The sequence below is a fragment of the Algimonas porphyrae genome (assembly GCF_041429795.1).
GTDB lineage: Bacteria > Pseudomonadota > Alphaproteobacteria > Caulobacterales > Maricaulaceae > Litorimonas > Litorimonas porphyrae.
The window spans coordinates 1,182,771-1,200,472 of the sequence record NZ_CP163424.1 but is presented as its reverse complement, the minus strand read 5'-3'; the positions used below and the strand labels follow the sequence as shown (position 1 = coordinate 1,200,472).

Sequence of the window (17,702 nt, the reverse complement as noted above, 5' to 3'; positions counted from 1 at the left end):
CGTCTTAGCTCAGCAGATCTGCGATGCGTCCGACGAAGCCGACCATCTCGTCCGGCTGGAAATCGTCGAAGGCCATCGCCGCGAACAGGCTCGATGCGCCCAGCAGAATACGTGCTTCGGCCCGGGCCTGCGCAGGATCGGATGGATTGTCCGGCAAGGTTGCAACCAATCGGTCCAGCGCCCGGTCCTGAAAGGCGAGATAGGCGGGCCGGATATCAGGATCGAAGGACACGCCCCATTTCAGGAAGGTCTTGGTCTCGGCAGGGCGCTGCGCGACCATGCGCTGAAAGGCGTTGGCCAGTTGCAGGATACGGTGGCGACGATCATCGGCCTGTCCGGGCAGGCGATCGAACATGTCTGTGACATTGGCTTCGATCCGGTCCAGCACAGCCGCGACCAATGCGTCGCGGGTCGGGAAATAGTTGAACACGGTCGGCGTCGACACGCCGGCCCGCTTCGCGATATCCCCATGGCCGGCACGCTCGATCCCCATTTCGGCAAAGACGTCGATCGCCGTTTTCAGCAATTGCGCGCGCCTGGCCTCCGGCGACAGGCGGGTTCGCCGTTTGCCGCTGACCGGACCGGCCTGTGTCGAATGATCGGACGCTTGCATCGCAGCCGCACTTGCCGCTCCTGCCCGTCCAGATCAAGCGCTCGCCGCGAGGAAAACGCAAGCGTGATCGCCGCAGTCAAGGAATACGCCCTTCCGTCACACCCGAACGGGGCGAGTGATGGTGTTATGCGAGGCAGCAGCGCCGTTGAATGGGTTAAGCGTCCAGAATCCTTACCCTCTACCATCCAGAATCCTCTTTCTCCTTCGTTCTATTTACCCCTCTCGCCGACCCTCCGCGTCGATCCGTCACCCGGACTGTTCTTGAGTTTCGACGGCGAGCCTGTCACCCAACGCTCTCTGCCAGTCGCGACAGCAGGAGATTGGCAGGTCGGTCGAGACAGCCTGAGCGGAAGAATTGGGAGGGGTTGGACCATTCAATCCCCGTCAATGGCCTAAGCGTTAGGCCACCCCTTCAACGCCTTACCGCCAATTCCCACAATCCAATCCACCGCCCTTGCACCCCCGTCATACTCGCGCCGTCCGCAGTTGACACGAGGGGAGCCTGATCTCGGTGCTGCGGGTGGTGGAGTGCGGCTTTGCGATGGGGTGAACGGCCCTGTCCTGCGATGGCTGAACCGGGGAAGGTCCGGTCGGTCACCACGGGACACATCGTGAAGTGGGACGGGATGGCCGCAGGCTGGCTGTCAGGGTTCCCAAGCCGCGCGCCGCAGCGAGACTGGCAGGGCGACCTGTCGGCAGAGCGTGCGCCTTTGAGCGGGTCGCCCGTCGTTACGGGCCGTCCGTGAGACCGTTCCAGCCGACACACCGATCCTGAACAGACCCGCCTGCGAGCGTGCCAGCACGCTCCACCCGCGCGGGCTTGGCCTTGCGACGAAACGGTACTTTCCTTTTGCTCCGGTCACGGGGCAGAGTCCGCGCCTCGTGTCGTTCCTGACATGCAGGGTTCACGTCAAGCGTGATGCTGATGACCCGCTCTCAGCCGCAGGATAGCGCCTGCCTGCAAACCAAACCGTCAATGCCACCGTCCCCAGCATTTGTTGCCGAAGAGAGAGGTCGGGAAAAACCATGTTCAAAGGAAGCCCAGCCAGACGCGAGGGCTGCAGCAGACAGACGTTGCACTATAAGCTTTATCCGGTCACCTCTGCAATCGCGGCGCCGAGACTTTGCATGTGATCCAGAAAGTCCGGATAGCTGGTCGCGATCATGGATGCGTCATCGATGATGACGGGGGCGTCCGCGATACAACCGAGCACCAGCGCGCTCATGGCGATGCGGTGATCGTGATGGGTGATCACCGTGCCGCCGCCAGTAACGGCCCCGCCCGTGACGCTCATCCCGTCCTCGCGTTCTTCAACCGTGACGCCATTGGCGCGCAACAGGGCGACCGTCGCGGCGATACGGTCGCTTTCCTTGACGCGGAGTTCGTGAATGCCGTTCATGACCGTGACCCCTTGGGCGGCGGCGGCGGCAACGGCGAGAATCGGATATTCGTCGATCATATCGGCCGCGCGCGCCGGGTCCACGGCAATCCCGTTCAGCGACGACGCGCGCGCGCGAATATTCGCCACCCGTTCGCCGCCGCCGACGACGCGCTCATTCTCGAACCGGATGTCCCCACCCATCTCAATCAGCGCATCATACAGCGCTGTCCGGCGCGGATTGAGCATGATGCCGTCCACCACAATGTCGGACCCCGGCACGATCAGCGCCGCGACCACGGCGAAGGCCGCGCTGCTGGGGTCCCCTGGCACGTCGATATGGGTCGCCGACAGACGCGCTGGGCCCGTGACCGTGACCGACAGGCCATCCCGTTCGACCGGAACGCCGAACGCTTCCAGCATGGTTTCCGTATGATCGCGCGTTGCGTGAAGCTCCCGCACCGTGGTCCGGCCCGCCGCCCCCAAGCCAGCCAGAAGGAGACAGCTCTTGACCTGAGCCGAGGCTTTGGGCGGACTGTAATCGATAGGGGTGAGCGCACCGTCGGACCGAAGCGTGCAGGGCAGGCGTCCGCCCGCCTGCGCCTCTGCCGCCACGCCCATCAGGCGCAGCGGATCCAGCACGCGGTTCATGGGCCGGGAGCGCAGACTCTCATCTCCGGTGAAGGTCGCACACAGCGCATAGGCGCTGGCCGCACCCATGATCAGCCGCACGCCCGTGCCGGCATTGCCGCAATCCACGATATCCGCAGGTGTTTGCAGGCCACGGTCCCCAACGCCGTCAACCGCCCAGTCGCCCGGCCCAGCCCGGACGATATCCGCCCCAAACGCGCGCATCGCCTCTGCCGTGGCAAGAATATCGGCCCCTTCCAGCAAGCCGGAGACGGTGGTACGTCCCGCGGCCAGCGCCCCCAGGATCAGGCTGCGATGCGAAATCGACTTATCGCCCGGGGCGCGAATACGACCGCGCAGCGGTCCGGCCATGCGACTGCGATATTGCGGCTTCGAACTCTGGCGTCTTGGCGGATGGTTCACTGCGTGTTCCCGGTTGTGCATGTTGACAGAGGGGGCGGGACCGCTAAAGACCCGCCAATTATCAGGAGCTGGGCCGTAGGCCCGACCCGTCCGGACTGCAAGCCTGCAGACGGCACGGATATCCGCCCCACATCATCCGAAGGCGAACGCGATCATGGCGGCTGCGAAGACCAAAAAAGAAAAACGGGCCGAAAAGCTCGGCACCAAACGGGCCTGTCCCGAATGTGAAGCCAAGTTCTACGACTTGAACAATAATCCGGCTGTCTGCCCGATGTGCAAGAACAGTTTCGATCCCGCCGAACTGGATCAGCAGGGCCTCGTCCCGGCCTCGCAACTCAAATCCTCCAAGCCGGAGGATGATGATGAGGAAGAGGATGTCGTCGATGCGACTGAGCTCGATGAAGATGATATCGATGAGGAAGAGGTCGAAGCGAAAGAACTCGAGCTCGACGGCGATGATGTTGCCATTATCGGCGGCGCGGACGGCGACGACGAAGAAAATCCTGACCTCAACAATCTCGAGGACGATGAGGACGAAGATGCGGCTCTGGTCGCCGATGATGACGATGCGGACGACTTGCCGCCCGGCGAAGGCGATGATGATGACGATGAGGATGATGACGACGACGAGGATATCGTCCTCGACACATGATGCAGATGGCGGCGTATTCGCCGCTTGACGCAAGGCGCGGCGCGGTCCAATGACGCGCCGCTTTCCGCACTCTGGTACAGGCTGGATTGCGGGACAGGGACTGCCCGAAACTGTTCGGGGCCATAGCTCAGTTGGTAGAGCGCTTGCATGGCATGCAAGAGGTCAGGGGTTCGACTCCCCTTGGCTCCACCAGTCCTCTCTCCTACGAACGCTCTAAACTCGGATGTGCCGGAACTATCCCGCAGTTTCCGTAGGTTAGCGGCATTCGAGACTGACCCTACGTCCTGTAGTTTCGCTATATCTGCCATTCTTGCGCAATTTCGCGAGACAGTCTCACGAGGCAGGTTTGGTGACCCGTTGGTTCAGGCAGATGATGAGGAGTGCATGCCCAGATGATTGCGTTGGGCGTCCCACTCTAAGGGAAGATCAGTCAGTCGTTGCAAGCACCGACTCGACATATGCTCTGGCTGCCGACCCTCTAGAACATCATTGACAAATCTGGGCGCCAGATATCCGAGCGGAACGAGCTTGTTCATGTTGCTAGGATCGAGGCCTTGCACTTCCGCGAACTCGGCCAACGACGATATCTCACCCGTCTCCAACTGCTCTCTAAGAAGCGCCGCTCTAGCGATAAGACGGATCAGTGCTTTGTCTGGATTAGACACCGGTTCATCTTTCGCTCCGAGAACAAGCTTGGTTTCTTGTCCGCGTCTTCGAAGGACAATGTCCTCATAGATTGAGAGATTGGCCTTGAGCTGACCCCTGTAGGTGATCCACCCGCTAAGTTAGAGCTTGGCGGTTATGGTCGCCCTGTTGGGCGGACCGGAACGCAGTGTAGGGGAGCCCAACAGGGCGAGGCAAGACTGTTTTCGGCGCCGGTGGTTGATAGCCCAGCGAGCTGTGTGGTCTGACGGTGTTGTAGTGCTGCCGCCAGCGTTCGATCAGGATCTGTGCCTCCTTCAGGCTGTAGAAGATTTCTCCGTTCAGGAGTTCATCTCTCAGCTTCCCATTGAAGCTTTCATTATATCCGTTTTCCCAGGGTGACCCGGGTTCAATGTAGAGTGTCTTCACGCCTATACGGCCCAACCAGTCTCTGACAGCCTGAGCCGTGAACTCACTGCCATTGTCGGATCGGATGTGTCCCGGTGGACCCCTCTGAGTGAACAGATCAGTCAGCACAGCCAGAACGTCGTCGTGCTTCAGACTGCGCTGAACGTGGATCGCGAGGCATTCTCGCGTGTGCTCGTCGATTACGGTTAGCATCCGGAAGGCTGTGCCATCGTGGGTCCGATCCGCGACGAAGTCGTACGACCAGACATGGTCCTTGTACTGAGGCCTGAGCCGGATACAGGAGCCATCGTTAAACCATAAACGCCCACGCTTAGGCTGTTTCTGTGGAACTTTAAGCCCTTCACGTCGCCAGATGCGTGCCACCCGCTTCGTATTCACCGTCCAGCCTTCACGGCGCAGCAGCGCCGTGATCCGGCGATAGCCATACCGGCCATACTGCTCTGCCAAGCGGATAATGTCCGCGGTGAGCGCTGCCTCATCCTCTCTTGGGCGAGGCAGCTTTCTTTGAGTGGAGCGGTGCTGGCCAAGAACCTTACAGGCCCGGCGCTCAGAGACTTTGAGCGCTGCCTGCACATGATCCACGGCCAGCCGACGACGTGAAGGGCTTAATACTTTCCCTCAACAGCCTCCTTGAGAATCATCGCATCGAGTGTGAGATCTGAGACCGCCTTCCTCAGCCGCATGTTCTCCTTCTCCAATGCTTTTAATCGACGCGCCTGATCGACCTTCAGACCCCCATACTCGCGTCGCCATCGATAGTAGGTCTGCTCCGCAATGCCGAGCGATCGACAGATCGCCTTGGTCTCCTCGCCTGCCGCGAGCCGGACATCGGCCTCACGCAGCTTTGCGATGATCTGTTCAGGTGTGTAGCGTTTCCTCGCCATATCGTGCTCCTTCAAGCGCAAAATAGCCAAAAACTCTAACTCTCAAAATGAACCACTTTTTGGGGGGCAGGCCATGGCATTGTCAGAGGAATCTAGCCTCTCGCAATGTGCTAAGCTCGTTCCTATTCCAATAATCCGTTTCGATACTTCAAAAAATCCCGCGAAGTGATCCAATTGGCCGTGATGATGTATATCCGATTTACGTTGTCGCTGCGAAACGTGGAGGATCTCCTCCACGAACGCGGTATCAACGTCAGCCATGAAAGTATCCGCTTCTGGGTAGATCGCTTCGGCCCCTACTTCGCTCGACAGATCAGATCGAGGAAAGCATCTCATTTTCGTCAGCATATCCAACGGCAGTGGCATCTTGACGAAGTCTTTGTGAAGATATCCGGCGTCCATCAATATTCATGGAGTGCGGTCGATCATGAAGGAGAGGCCCTCGAGTGCTTCGTGACTAAGAAACGCGATAAGGTGGCTGCCTTGCGGTTCTTGAGGAAGGCGATGAAGCGTTATGGTCGTCCCCGTGTCATCGTGACGGACCGGCTGCGGTCTTACTTCGCGGCCATGCGGGAGATAAGAAATCTGGATCGGCATTGCACCGAGCGCCACACCAACAACCGGGCCGAGAACTCGCATCAGCCATTCCGACGACGAGAAAGAGCGATGACTCGGTTCCGACGGTCATCAACGCTCCAAAAGTTCACCTCCATGCAAGCTCAGATCTACGACCACTTCTACCATCAAAGACATCTCGAGAACCGCGAGCGCTTCAAGTCGATGCGAGATGAAGCCCTTGCCGAATGGCGGGGCTCGTCGTCAGCTAAGCGATCGACTCCGTCTAAAACTCAGATGACTCACTTTCCTCTGACAATGCCCTCAGAATGCCAAACACGTGCACTTAGCCCAATTTTTGTTTCATGAACTAGTATACTAATTCGATGGAAAGCATTGTCCGACAAGGCTGGTATGCGCCGCCTCGCCTTTAAGCAAGTCTTTGATCAAGGAAACAGGCGCTGTATCACCACCCAAATTTTCCAGTGCCGTTTTCAAGCTTTTCTGCCCACCTAAATCGATCCGAAACCAGAACACGTAAGGTTTGACCATCCTGACACATCCGGATGTCAACTCTTCGGCACTGGCGACCTCTCCCGAAATCTGTCCGACCAGCCATCGCCCTCCCTCGACCGCCCAGTCTTCCCGAATTGTTTTGGGTGTGACGCAGTTGGGCGTGTCCAGGATAGAGCCTAAGTTCACACTGACCGGCAGCCCGGACATGTAAGTCCGCTCACCGTCCTGTATGGTCGTGGAAATCGTGTCGGGATTCAACAGACGGCCCTGACCTGTCAGGGACGGAACGGAGGCGCTCCCATCGAGGAGCAGAATATTGAACTGCTCGACCCCCATCAGGCTCACTTCCGAATATCCCAGCGATGACCCTTCGGTCTCGAGACCATCGAATTGGAGATTCCAGGAGCAGGTGCAACCAACCGAAAACTCCGTCCGGCCAATCTCGACACCATCCGTTGCGCGCAGGGCCGTGACGGTGGCTGTGCCCCGATCACCTTCTTTCGCCATATAGAAGCCGTTCGATGTCAATTCGCCCGGCCCCGAAAGCTGCCAGCTGACCTCTGAAAGCGGGTTATTCTCTGCATCCGCGAATATGAACTGTTCCGTGCCGCCGACATCGATGCACGTTCGGTGCGGTTCTATCGTTCCCATGCGGATCTGCGCTGTGGCGCGGATGTCCGGATTATCGAACAGTGAGACGGTCGCCGTTGAGGGATAGGAGGCCGGATCGGGACCCGTCCGGATATAGGCGACCCAGTGCGCGGTCCGCATCCATCCATTGCCGGCATGGCTATCGCGTTTGACAATGCGCGGACCTTTCAGGTCAAGAACCTTGAAACCCGGCGCGGAGAATTCGAAATTCAGATCCTTATTCGCCTCTCCCGTATCCTTCAGACCAAGCTCGACGAGCAAGGCGACGTCATCACCCGGAACGACCCCTTGGACAGGCGGAGACAGGGACAGGATCTCGGCGCCGACAAGGATGTCCGTCGACCCCGAAATCGTATCCTTGTCCTGCGCACCCCATTTATTGGGCGCAACCATATAGCGGTAGGTCGTGCGCCCCTTTTGACGCGCGGAGTAGCTTATGGCCCTCTCCTGGGTCCGCCAGTGAAGTAGGCTCGGGTCCGTCAGGTTGGACTGATGATAGCCCGGGTCGAGGATATTCACGGGCGAATATTCGAAGGGCGGAATGACGGATTTGGAAAAGAAATTCTTGTCCTTCACATTTCCGACCTTGGACGCAATCAGCTGCTTCGCGACCGATTCGATGCTGCTGATCACGGCGTCCTGACGCGCTTTCCGGGCGGCTTTGGCACTATCCGCAGCTGCCTGAGACGCCTTGCTTAGAATGTCGGTTCCGACTTTCTGCGGAACGACGCTCGCGCTCTTTTTCCCCAGACGCGCCATGCGACCGCCCGCCTTTCCGAGTGCGCCCGCAGCCTTTCCGTAGGGCGCGAACTGATTGGCAATGTCGGCGGCGATCTTGGCGGGATTGATGCCCTTTGCCCGCGTGACGACATTCAGCTCGGTGATGCGACCGTCTTTCGGACGGGTCTCCAGGGACAGTGAGTATGGTCCGCCAACTGGGTCGATGGACACGAACTCACCCGGATAGATTCCGTCGACCAGCTTGTCCGACAAGGCTTGCAGGAACAGGAGATCGGCCCAGCGTGCAAAGGCCTGACCGGCGACTTTCCCGCCTCCACCCATCAATGACAGAGCGGAATTTCCCATGCCAAGGACCGTCCCGGTCGTATCGCGATATCCCGCCGCCTTGCTATTGCCGATTTCCGCGCTGGACTGTTTTCGCATCATCAGGGACAGATGCGCGGCCGATTGGGGTTCGCGCCAGTCGGTTTCGGGCATCCGCGTCACTTCATCGAAAAGTGTCTTGCCCCAAGCCTTGTAATAATTCGACGCTGGCTGGGGCGAAGACTTGGTGTTGGACGGCATCGGAATATTGGACGGAGCCGGTGTGTGCGGGAGCTTCGGTGGCAGGGCCTGTGCGGCACCCCTGTCGGGCAAGTTGACCATGACGTCGTAGATTTCCTGATTCAGCGCACTTGCTTCGGACAATCGGCGAAACATCTCCGTCTGTCCGATGAAAGCGTTCATCACTTTGAGCTCTTCGACGTCCTCCGGAGAGGCCGTCTGCCGGGCCATGATCAACATCATGGTGACGTCGGTCGCGTCTCTCAAAGCCCCGAGAACACCATCACCGTCAGGAGCGGGAGCTCCGTCCTCCGCGACGGAACGGATATCGGCTTCCGGCATGCCCATGCTCGCCGCAATGGCGCGCATATTGTCCGCGACCAGCGCCGAGGCCTGCATCATCGCGGACAGATTGGTCTTGGGTAGCGCCTCATGGCTCAACCCGTCGATCCGGCATCCCATTTCGCCGTCACTGAGCCAGATCGTGACATCCGGCTTTGTGACCCATGGATCGTTGAAATCCGCCGGCACCATGAAGTCGAATCCATCCGCGCCATCGGCGAAAGCCGGAACGCTGATCAGATCATTGCCACCGTCCAGCGTGACCCAGAGATGGCTGTCCCTGTCGTCGGCTTCGAACGGTGTATCGACGATGGAGACCCACGCGGCAGGCGACAGACGCGTATCCCCGCCGGAAATAGAACAAGCCTGAGCCATGGGAGCCGCCAGCAGACCGGCCCCGACAGCCAGAACGAAGACGGTCTGTTTCATGATCATATCGATGGTCATCAGGCAGGTGGCATCTGGATATCGAACGTGCCCCCACCATCAAGCGTCAGGGCACCTGATGGACAAGCTTCGTTCTGGAGCGAACAGAAATATTCCTTGACGGTCAGGCCTGAAATCGCCTCGCAATCGACGCCTCTGACTGTCGATGTATGGCTGGACTTGCCCTTTTTCAAACCCCGAAAATAGAAGGTCATATCGCCACTGGCGTTGATCACGGCCTGGTCGGCTGAATCCGGGGCTTCAGGACGGTAGCTGATCGTCAATGATCGTGCAGCCTGTCTGAAACGGTTGTCGGCCTCGAAAGATATTTCGCAGCTTTTGAACATGCCGCCGGCTTGCGAGATCGATTCCGTGTCGACGACCCTGACGATGATCTTGCTATTGCGTGCAGGAGGGCTTGCCGCCGCAGGCGCGCTTTCATCGTCTACGGATTTGGCGCTCTCGGCTGCCGTCCCATCGCCATTGCAGGCGATCAGGAGCGTTGCGGCCGCCATGATCATGACTGGTTTCATAATTGAAGTCTCCAATTGGATTTTAAGGCTTACTGAACACGCACGGGCTGAACGAATTGAACCACGTAGCCGTCCCCATAATAGCGAAGTTCATAGTCGCCGGGCATGTCTGGAGCGGTCAGGCTCACCGGGCCGTCGCTCTCGATCCAGGTCATGCTGAAATAATCGTCCCGGCCGGATGTGCGCGGACCGATCGCGATCATGTCCCCTTCGAGAGCGGGGCCGCGCCAGTTGACCGTGAAGCTCTGCCCGGCTTGGATCGCGCCAGCCGCGTTCAGAGCGTAGAGACTTTCAAGCACTGTGACGGGCATCCGCTCATCAATCCGGTTCAGTTCGACATCACTGTTCAGATAAAGAAGGTCGTACTCGCCCGCATTTGGAGGCGCTTTCAGGCTTACGGGATTGCCGGTCCGGACACGCACGGTACTGATTGCTTGCCCCCAATCAGCACCCCTCGGGACGATCGAAATTATATCCTCCGGACCACCAATGCCTTCCCACGCCACTGTGAATTCATCACCGCTGAGAATGTCTCCCTCGACGCGCAAGCGTGTGTAGGGAACATCCGGGAAAAGCCGGACGTAAATCACCGGCTTCTCTGTCGGCAGGGTGAAATTCGTGCTGCCCGAATAGTTCTTGGCGCGGCCCGTCACCGTGTAGTCACCGTCTGGAAGCTGTCCGTCTGCCAATTCGGCCATTGACAGAGTCGACGTCTCCGTCCGCTGTTCGACAACAATGACGCCGTCCTTTCGGGTGATGGTCCACATCATGCCGGGCGCGGCCTCTCCGGTCTCCGCAACAAGACCTTGTAGAGACAGGGGCCGGGAGATGTCGGCGACCTGTTCGAAAGCCTCTTTCAGATCGGACGTATTCCGGGCCTGCAAAAACCGCCCGCCCGTATTTCTGGCCAGGCATTGCAATTGTTCCGTCGCTTCGCCGCCCAGGTCGAACCCGATGACATGGGTGGTGAAATCAACACCGAGGGCCTCCAGGTCGCGCCCCAACTGACAAGGGTCGACGCCGCAGGTTTCGATCCCGTCGCTCAGCAAGATGACGGTTGCCTTCTGCTCGGTATATTTCAGCTCCTCAGCCGCTTGACGGACGGACGCGCCAATCGGCGTTTTGCCCTTCGGATTCAGTTTGGCGACAGTCCGCCCGAGAGAATGGCTATCCGTCTGACCGGGACGCGAGATGAGTTCGATATCGCTGCAGTCACCCTTGCGCCTGTGGCCGTAGAGGATCAGTCCGGACTCCACGTCCGCCTCATCCCATGTTTTCATCAGATCGGCGTAAGCGTCCCGCACAACCGAAATCTTGGTCCGACCGTCGACACGTCCCCACATCGACCCGGACGCATCGAGAACGACCATGATCTGCTCGGTGGATTTGTTTGTTTCGGGCATTGTTTGAGGGGCTTGCGCGACTGAAACTGCCGCAATCGAGGCGATCGCGAGTCCCACGATAAACTTGCTTTTCATTGAAGTGTCTCCGGTCAAACTCATTGAAGGCGGGCCGTTGTCAGGTCGAACATGTTGAGGACGGGCAAGGGCTCGCCCTCGCTCAGGCCGAGCAGGAACATCCGGTCTATTTTGATTGTGGTAGTCCCCACAGACGTCACATCCGGACCCGTCCCGGATGTGTCATGTCCGTCACGACGATAGGTGTTTCCGCTCATTTCAAGCGACGCGATTGCCGCGCCTTCAACCCGCTTCGAGATCGTGATCGTCCCGGTCAGTTTCGGCGCGATGTAGTCCTCGAACTTTATATCGTCGCCGGAGGCCTCCCCCCACATGTAAAAGGGCGGATAGTCAGAGGGCTCGATATCCTCGTCACCGATTGCAGGAAGAACAAGCCCCTCGATCGGAAACTGACCTGAAATGAAATCTTGCGGTGCCACATCGGGAATTCGAACATAGATGTTGAAGCCTGCATTCTTCCGCCAGCCATCGAACCCGGAATGACTAAGCGGTACCATGGCTCCGCTCGGTATTAATCCCATTTGCTGCGTAAAAAGATTGGGGCTGAAAATCTGAAGTATCAGCGTCGCGTTGGGATTGTTCTGGGGATGACCGTCATCCGTGGCCATATTTCTCAGGATGGCCGCCATGCCCTCGAATTCGTCCATCCCGTCATCGAACTCGTTCAGCAACTCCTCCGGCAGAGCCATCTGTCTGAGCATCTCGTCTGGCGCCGCCTCCGAAAGCACTGACATGTCCATGAGGGCCGACGTGGCAACCGGACTGACACAGACCGTGCCGCTATCCGTTACGGACCCTGACAGTGTCGCTTCGGCAGCCGATGGCATGAGCCGTGAGAAGTATCGCGCGAGGTCCCCCTTTTTTGGCGCGTTCTGCCAGATTTGAGGCACGGTGGTCACATCCCAGTCATCGGGGACATGAAGACGCAACTCATGCTCGTTCATACCGTCGCGAAAGACCTGTTCATCCAGACCGATCTCCGTCCAGTAATCGTCCTGGGTGAGGATCCAGCTGTCACGTAGGCCCTGTGATATCTCCATGCGAATATCCGCCGGCATATCCTGAAGGTCCGGTGTCAATGATCCGGGTCCGTCAAGATCGCCGCGCCACCAGGGGTTCATCGTCGCCGCCATGGCGGACCACTCGCAAGAGGCTTCTCGAACGACGAGACTGATCGTCATTCGGTACGCGACCGTATCGTCTGGGGTCAGATTGGAGACACCCAGTTTCAGCCCGAAAAACTGCTTGTCGTCTCCACCGAAATTGGCACGCCGGCTCGGCAAAGTCATCTGGATGCGGTTGGAGCCGGTCACGGTAACAAGATCACCGTTGCGGGACGGGTAGGTACGCAGACCGGCGCGGGCATCGATCGCCTGCCCTTCGAACAGCAGTCGGACCTTGTCGGTCGCGATACAGTCGGCTCCGGCGATCTCGCAAATGGTGATCGCCAGTTCGGTCTCGCGCAGTTTCGAGCCTGCTATTTCGAGGTCCAGAAACTTGGACGTCAGCGGATCCAAGGCAGAGACCCCGACCTCCTTCGCCAGATGGGCCTCTGCCTTGAGGGTCACATCTTCGGAATCCGACATGAAGGTCTCTTCATCGAGCTGATGGGCCGCCATTGCGGTCGCATAGGCTCGCCCGAAGCCGTCGCCGTCGAATCGGGCCCAGCCGAGATCATCCCTGAAGACGATATCCATCATCTCGAACAACTGAGTGGGCTGCGCACGGCCTTCATCTGCGGCGGCCCCCAACGCTGTGAAGATCGCCGTGAAGTAATCTTTCGATTTCAGTGCAGCTTGCGTGCGGCTGGCTTCGAAGGCCTGCTTCCAGAACTCGGCATTGGCCCACCCTGGACCCGTATCGAAAAGCGGCTGTGTGAAATCACAACTCACTGCAATGCCCGACGGGATGTCGTCAGGCGATGCAGTCACCAGACTCGGAAAAGAGGCGATCGCTTCCATCTGTGTGACGATCAGATCGTTCCTGCCCGGGCTGGAGAGCGCTTCTCCCAGCGACGGATAGCCCCGCATTAGGGCCAGCCCCAAATTGCGCTCCAGACCGATGTCCAGGCTCTGGTCCGGTGAAGCCAAGTCATGCGGCATGGCAGATGCATCGATGTGGATCGCCCCTGAGACCGGATCGATGAAAACAGGCGTTTCGGATCGCTGCTGACGCCATTTCGCGCCCATTGGAAGCGCCCTGATTTCGTCGCTGGACAATGGCGATATCTGATAGCGACCCGAAACCGCCAGCAAAGAGAGGCGTGCCTTCGGGGATCTGACGATCAACCAGATGTCACGAGCATGCTCTGCAGCCTCCAAGATCCGCTTCCGCGCGGCACCGTCGCGCGTGCAGTAAGTCGGCCCAGAATCGCTCTCCTGAAAATCAACCGAACACATAACGTCCGGCCTATAGTCGCCCAGCGTCTCAGCCGATGCGGGCACGGCCAGAAACGGCGCGATAAGGACACCCCAGATCGCGGCGGACCGGATGACCCCCCTTGACGGTTTCACGGTGTCTATCGTGCCGTCTTTTTGTCCAGCGCCGACAGCGTATCGTGAACCTGCTGGACGGATTCCAGCCACGTCACCGTCGCTTCGAGATCATTGCGCTCAACGGATGTGAAAAGACTGGACCGCAATGTCCGTGCCGCATCGGTATAGACTTTCGCCTGTTTCGGATTCTTATCCTTCGTGACAGCAGCGGCCTGTGCGATCCTTTCGCCCAGCATGGCGACATCTTCACGATACTGGCTTGTCATATCATGCACGGCCCGTTGCGATTTGCCAGCCTTTGCGCGTTCCAGCAGATATTCGGTTTGAATCCGAAGGGTTTCGGAGACGCTGAACAGATCGCCCGGGAATGCGAGCGGCCCATCCGGCCCCTCTTCGTCGTGACCGAACAGATCACCGGGAAACGCCGTCGGTCGATCCGTTCCTGCGTCATCGGGTGCGAACAGGTCGCCCGGGAATGCGGTCGGCTCGGAGTCCTCGGCCGCCTTCAGCAGGTCGGACCGGAATGTCGGGAAATCCGGTGAGGTTTCCAAAGTCCGCATGACTGTTCCGATATCAACCGCTTGCGATTGCTCGGTTGTCGTATCCGTTTTTGGGGCTTTCGCATCCTGTGCCGTGGCAGAGGATCCAATCGTGGCAAAGAGTGCCGCCGTCAGGGCGATGCCGGCTGTGCGAACGGTTAACGTCATGGGTCTCTCCAAATTGCAATCTCAACTCATAAATCGCGAAGGGACGGCGAAACCGGACATATGGCGCTGGGTTTTTTTACATCGGCGGGAAAGTGTGCTTAGATTCTGACGGAGACCATCATGACGCTATCGATCACAGCCCCCACATCGACCGAAGGCATATGCCTTCAGACGGCGGCGCTTGTCTCCGAACATTATGAAACCCTCAAGACCCTCGCGCGGGCCAAACGGCGCCAGCTTCGTGCTGGGCAGACGCTTCTGACGACAGATCTTCTGCATGAAAGCTGGTTGCGCCTCCGGGAAAAGGGCGATTGGTCGGACGAAGCGCATTTTACGCGCACGATGGTCCGGGCCATGCGGTATGTGATCATCGACCATGCGCGCCAGAAACTCGCGGCAAAGCGAGGAGACGGCGCCGTTCATGCATCTTATGACGAGCTTTCGGACATTCTGCCGGAATATCGCGAAAACCCGGCCGAGATTGTCGAGATCGGCGATCTTCTGGAGCGACTGGCCGATATCAAGGACCGCTTCGCCGACGTCGTCACGATGCGCTATTTCGGCGGATTCACCGAGGATGAAACGGCCGAGATATTGGGCGTGACAACGCGAACCGTGCGCCGTGACTGGCTGTTCGCCAAAGCCTGGCTGGCGGCAGAAATGACCGCACAGGACTAAATCGCTCGAAGCTCCGATCGCAACGCCTCGATCCAGCGAGGCATCACCTTTTCGTTGTCCCACCCCTTCTCGGACGCTGACCTGCACGCGTTGACTCCCGCCTCGAACATGGCCTCGCTTCGCGGATCACGGCGTTCATGAATACTGACATAGCCGTCGACGACCTGCATCGAACAGGCCCGCATTCCCCAGCCATTGCTGTCGGCCTCCTGGTCGAAATCTTCCAACGCCGGATCGAGCAGCAGGCGCGCCTTTTCGATATGGCCGAGCTGGACAAGGGCTCGGACCTTCATGAGAACCAGATTATAATACCAACCATCCCGGAAACTGCGATTACCGCGAAGATGGGGGATCGCATCCTCGGTTGCCCGGATAGCCAGATCCCAGTCCGAGTTCAAAAGAGCCGCCTCGGCAATGAGACCCTGAATGAAGGCATAGACATCTGGTGCCCCCAAATCTTCAAGCGATGGCCCCAGATAATCGGGTAAATATGAGAGCGGGGCATCCCCATCCCGCGCGAAATATATCTGAAAGATGGCGAGGTTTGTTGCAGTGGTTATGTCGCTGAGTGACCGGATCGGCTGATGGCGATAGAGTTCGAACGACGCGGTAAAAGAACTCTATGGCGCTATCGATTCTGCCCTGTTCGAAGTAGACCGACCCCATCTGGTTATGAAGCCAAGCCATATCGTCAGTGTCCGCAGTGCCAATCTCCCATGATTTCAAGGTCTCTCGCCCAATCTCGAGAAATTGATCTTGATCCGCTTCAAGTCCTGTGATCGTGGAGAGGCTGTAGGCGTCCTGTAGATGGCTAAGGTCATACTCATCATGATGAAGCGCCCGTTGTTCGAGCAGACCGCGAATGAGATTTTCCGCTGCGTCGGTCTTTCCGATCTCGACCCATGAATAGGCCAGGTCCGAATTCGCTTCGAAATATAGGGTGCGGGAGATTTCCGTATCCAACGACAGCGATCGGAGCGGTTCAAGAAATCTTGCGGCCTCCGCGAACTTGTAGCGGAACATCATGACCTGCCCCATACTGTACAGCATGAATGCATCATCCATTGATCGCCCGTCGAAATCGCTGCGTGCATCTTCGGCCAGTCGGATCATGGACGCATCGATAATCTGAGGATCCAACCGCTCTGCATCTTTACCAATGGCCGCGTACAAAGCCTGAAGTCCGTATTCATACCCCTGAAGTGTTCGCGCTTCGAACTCCAGTTCAAGCTGCGCCGCCAATGCCGTCTGTTCTGAAGCAATCGCACGGTTCATTTGAATGCTCGTTCCCAGCAATCCCAGAAACAAGCTTATGATGAAAAGTCCGGCGAGAGCTGCCGCCAATGTGTTGCGAGCGACGAATTTTCGCGCTGTATAGACGATCGATTCGGGACGTGCAGAGATCGGCCGGTTTTGGAGGACATGGTCGATATCGGCCTTCAACTCCGACACGCTCTGGTACCGATCCGAAGGTGTGTCTCGGAGACATTTTTCGATCACGATCGACAGGTCACCATGAAAATGCAGCGACAAATCCTCCATCCCGTGATCCGACCTTGCATGATTTTCGCTTTGACGGATCGTCGCAAGATCCATCAGGACACCCCCCAAGGCAAAAACATCGGCTGCAGTTGAGAGCGGTTCGCCCGAAAGTTGTTCCGGCGCACAATATCGGCGCGTCAGAGGGTGTTTGCCGTCTGTATCCGGTGAGTCCAACAGACTGGAAACTCCGAAATCGACGAGTTTCACCTGCCCATTCCGTGTCACGAGAATGTTGGACGGCTTGATATCGCGGTGCAATACGAATTTGCTATGCGCATAGGACACGGCGTCACAAATCTGCGCGAAAAGCTGCAGCCGCTGCGACATATCCATCTCGTGGCTGCAGACATATTCCGTGAGCCTCTCTCCATCGACCCATTCCATGACGAGATAGGGTCTGACGTCCGGACCTGTCCCGCCGTCAATGATCCTGGCAATTCCGGCATGTTCAAGACTGGCGAGAATATGTCTTTCGGTTTCAAATCTTTGCGGTCTGTCTGACACGGCGGAGTGGGCAATCTTCAGCGCTGCGAACTGAGAGAATTCCGCAGATACGCGGTTGACCAGATAGACATCACCCATGCCCCCGCGTCCAAGGTGTCGTCGCACATTCCAGTTCCCGATTACCGTGCCGGGCGCAAAGCTTCCTTCCTCGAACGTAGAGTTGGGCAAAGCCTCCAGAAAGTCCGGTCTCGCATCAAGCGCCCGAAGAAGACGCACGGTTTCGTTGAATTCAATCTCTGTTGAGGCATGAGCTTTTAGATAAGCCATCCGGTTGTCAGGATGCTCATCAAGCGTGGCCATAAGCAATTCTCGAACAGGCAGCGGTGTATAGCCCTCCCA

Annotated in this window: 13 protein-coding genes, 1 tRNA gene and 1 pseudogene; 5 read left to right on the top strand and 10 right to left on the bottom strand. The window is 58.3% G+C overall.

Annotation, left to right across the window (positions count from 1 at the left end; translation table 11 throughout):
- Positions 1–4 precede the first annotated feature (4 nt).
- Positions 5–613, bottom strand: a complete 609-nt coding sequence (locus AB6B39_RS05815) for a TetR/AcrR family transcriptional regulator (protein WP_284369760.1) — start codon at positions 611–613, stop codon at positions 5–7.
- 566 nt (positions 614–1,179) lie between these two features.
- Between AB6B39_RS05815 and AB6B39_RS05810 the strand changes: the two genes are divergently transcribed.
- A complete protein-coding gene (locus AB6B39_RS05810) occupies positions 1,180–1,359 on the top strand; it encodes a hypothetical protein (RefSeq protein ID WP_284369762.1) in 180 nt (59 codons plus the stop codon).
- 342 nt (positions 1,360–1,701) lie between these two features.
- Here the strand turns inward: AB6B39_RS05810 and aroA are convergent, their stop codons facing one another.
- Positions 1,702–2,994 carry a 3-phosphoshikimate 1-carboxyvinyltransferase gene (gene aroA, locus AB6B39_RS05805; RefSeq protein WP_348520142.1) on the bottom strand — a complete coding sequence of 431 codons (1,293 nt, stop codon included), beginning with the start codon at positions 2,992–2,994 and terminating at the stop codon, positions 1,702–1,704.
- A 205-nt stretch (positions 2,995–3,199) separates the two neighbouring features.
- Between aroA and AB6B39_RS05800 the strand changes: the two genes are divergently transcribed.
- Together AB6B39_RS05800 and AB6B39_RS05795 are read left to right on the top strand one after the other, a co-directional pair.
- Positions 3,200–3,697: an FYDLN acid domain-containing protein gene (locus AB6B39_RS05800; RefSeq protein ID WP_284369766.1), complete on the top strand. Its 498-nt coding sequence runs from the start codon at positions 3,200–3,202 to the stop codon at positions 3,695–3,697.
- Between the two features lie 116 nt (positions 3,698–3,813).
- A tRNA-Ala gene (locus AB6B39_RS05795) sits at positions 3,814–3,889 on the top strand.
- Between the two features lie 588 nt (positions 3,890–4,477).
- Here AB6B39_RS05795 and AB6B39_RS05790 read toward each other — a convergent pair.
- Positions 4,478–5,652 (bottom strand): IS3 family transposase gene (locus tag AB6B39_RS05790; RefSeq protein ID WP_284374395.1). Its coding sequence is split into 2 segments (ribosomal slippage): positions 4,478–5,388 and positions 5,388–5,652, totalling 1,176 coding nucleotides; the frame shifts between segments, so codons are not numbered across the junction.
- A 132-nt stretch (positions 5,653–5,784) separates the two neighbouring features.
- Between AB6B39_RS05790 and AB6B39_RS05785 the strand changes: the two are divergent.
- Positions 5,785–6,477, top strand: a pseudogene (locus AB6B39_RS05785) (IS6 family transposase); the annotation flags it as partial.
- A 108-nt stretch (positions 6,478–6,585) separates the two neighbouring features.
- Here AB6B39_RS05785 and AB6B39_RS05780 read toward each other — a convergent pair.
- The 5 genes from AB6B39_RS05780 to AB6B39_RS05760 form a co-directional block, all read right to left on the bottom strand.
- The gene (locus tag AB6B39_RS05780) at positions 6,586–9,447 is read right to left on the bottom strand and encodes a hypothetical protein (protein ID WP_371398715.1); all 2,862 of its coding nucleotides are present in this window, start codon (positions 9,445–9,447) and stop codon (positions 6,586–6,588) included.
- Complete coding sequence (locus AB6B39_RS05775; protein WP_284374384.1) at positions 9,447–9,959, bottom strand: hypothetical protein; 513 nt, start codon at positions 9,957–9,959, stop codon at positions 9,447–9,449. The genes AB6B39_RS05780 and AB6B39_RS05775 overlap by 1 nt, the downstream gene beginning before the upstream one ends.
- Positions 9,960–9,988: 29 nt before the next feature.
- Positions 9,989–11,362 carry a vWA domain-containing protein gene (locus tag AB6B39_RS05770; RefSeq protein ID WP_284374382.1) on the bottom strand — a complete coding sequence of 458 codons (1,374 nt, stop codon included), beginning with the start codon at positions 11,360–11,362 and terminating at the stop codon, positions 9,989–9,991.
- 95 nt (positions 11,363–11,457) lie between these two features.
- Positions 11,458–13,950, bottom strand: coding sequence for a hypothetical protein (locus AB6B39_RS05765; RefSeq protein ID WP_371398714.1), 2,493 nt, complete (start codon positions 13,948–13,950; stop codon positions 11,458–11,460).
- Between the two features lie 5 nt (positions 13,951–13,955).
- Entirely contained in the window at positions 13,956–14,639 is a 684-nt protein-coding gene (locus AB6B39_RS05760; RefSeq protein WP_284374378.1) for a hypothetical protein, read from the bottom strand.
- Positions 14,640–14,759: 120 nt separating this feature from the next.
- On the opposite strand from AB6B39_RS05760, the gene AB6B39_RS05755 reads away from it, so the two are divergent.
- The gene (locus tag AB6B39_RS05755) at positions 14,760–15,317 is read left to right on the top strand and encodes an ECF-type sigma factor (protein ID WP_284374376.1); all 558 of its coding nucleotides are present in this window, start codon (positions 14,760–14,762) and stop codon (positions 15,315–15,317) included.
- Here AB6B39_RS05755 and AB6B39_RS05750 read toward each other — a convergent pair.
- Positions 15,314–15,772: a hypothetical protein gene (locus AB6B39_RS05750; protein ID WP_371398713.1), complete on the bottom strand. Its 459-nt coding sequence runs from the start codon at positions 15,770–15,772 to the stop codon at positions 15,314–15,316. The two genes, AB6B39_RS05755 and AB6B39_RS05750, sit on opposite strands and share 4 nt — an antisense overlap.
- Positions 15,773–15,776: 4 nt before the next feature.
- Positions 15,777–17,630 carry a serine/threonine protein kinase gene (locus AB6B39_RS05745; protein ID WP_371398759.1) on the bottom strand — a complete coding sequence of 618 codons (1,854 nt, stop codon included), beginning with the start codon at positions 17,628–17,630 and terminating at the stop codon, positions 15,777–15,779.
- Positions 17,631–17,702 lie beyond the last annotated feature (72 nt).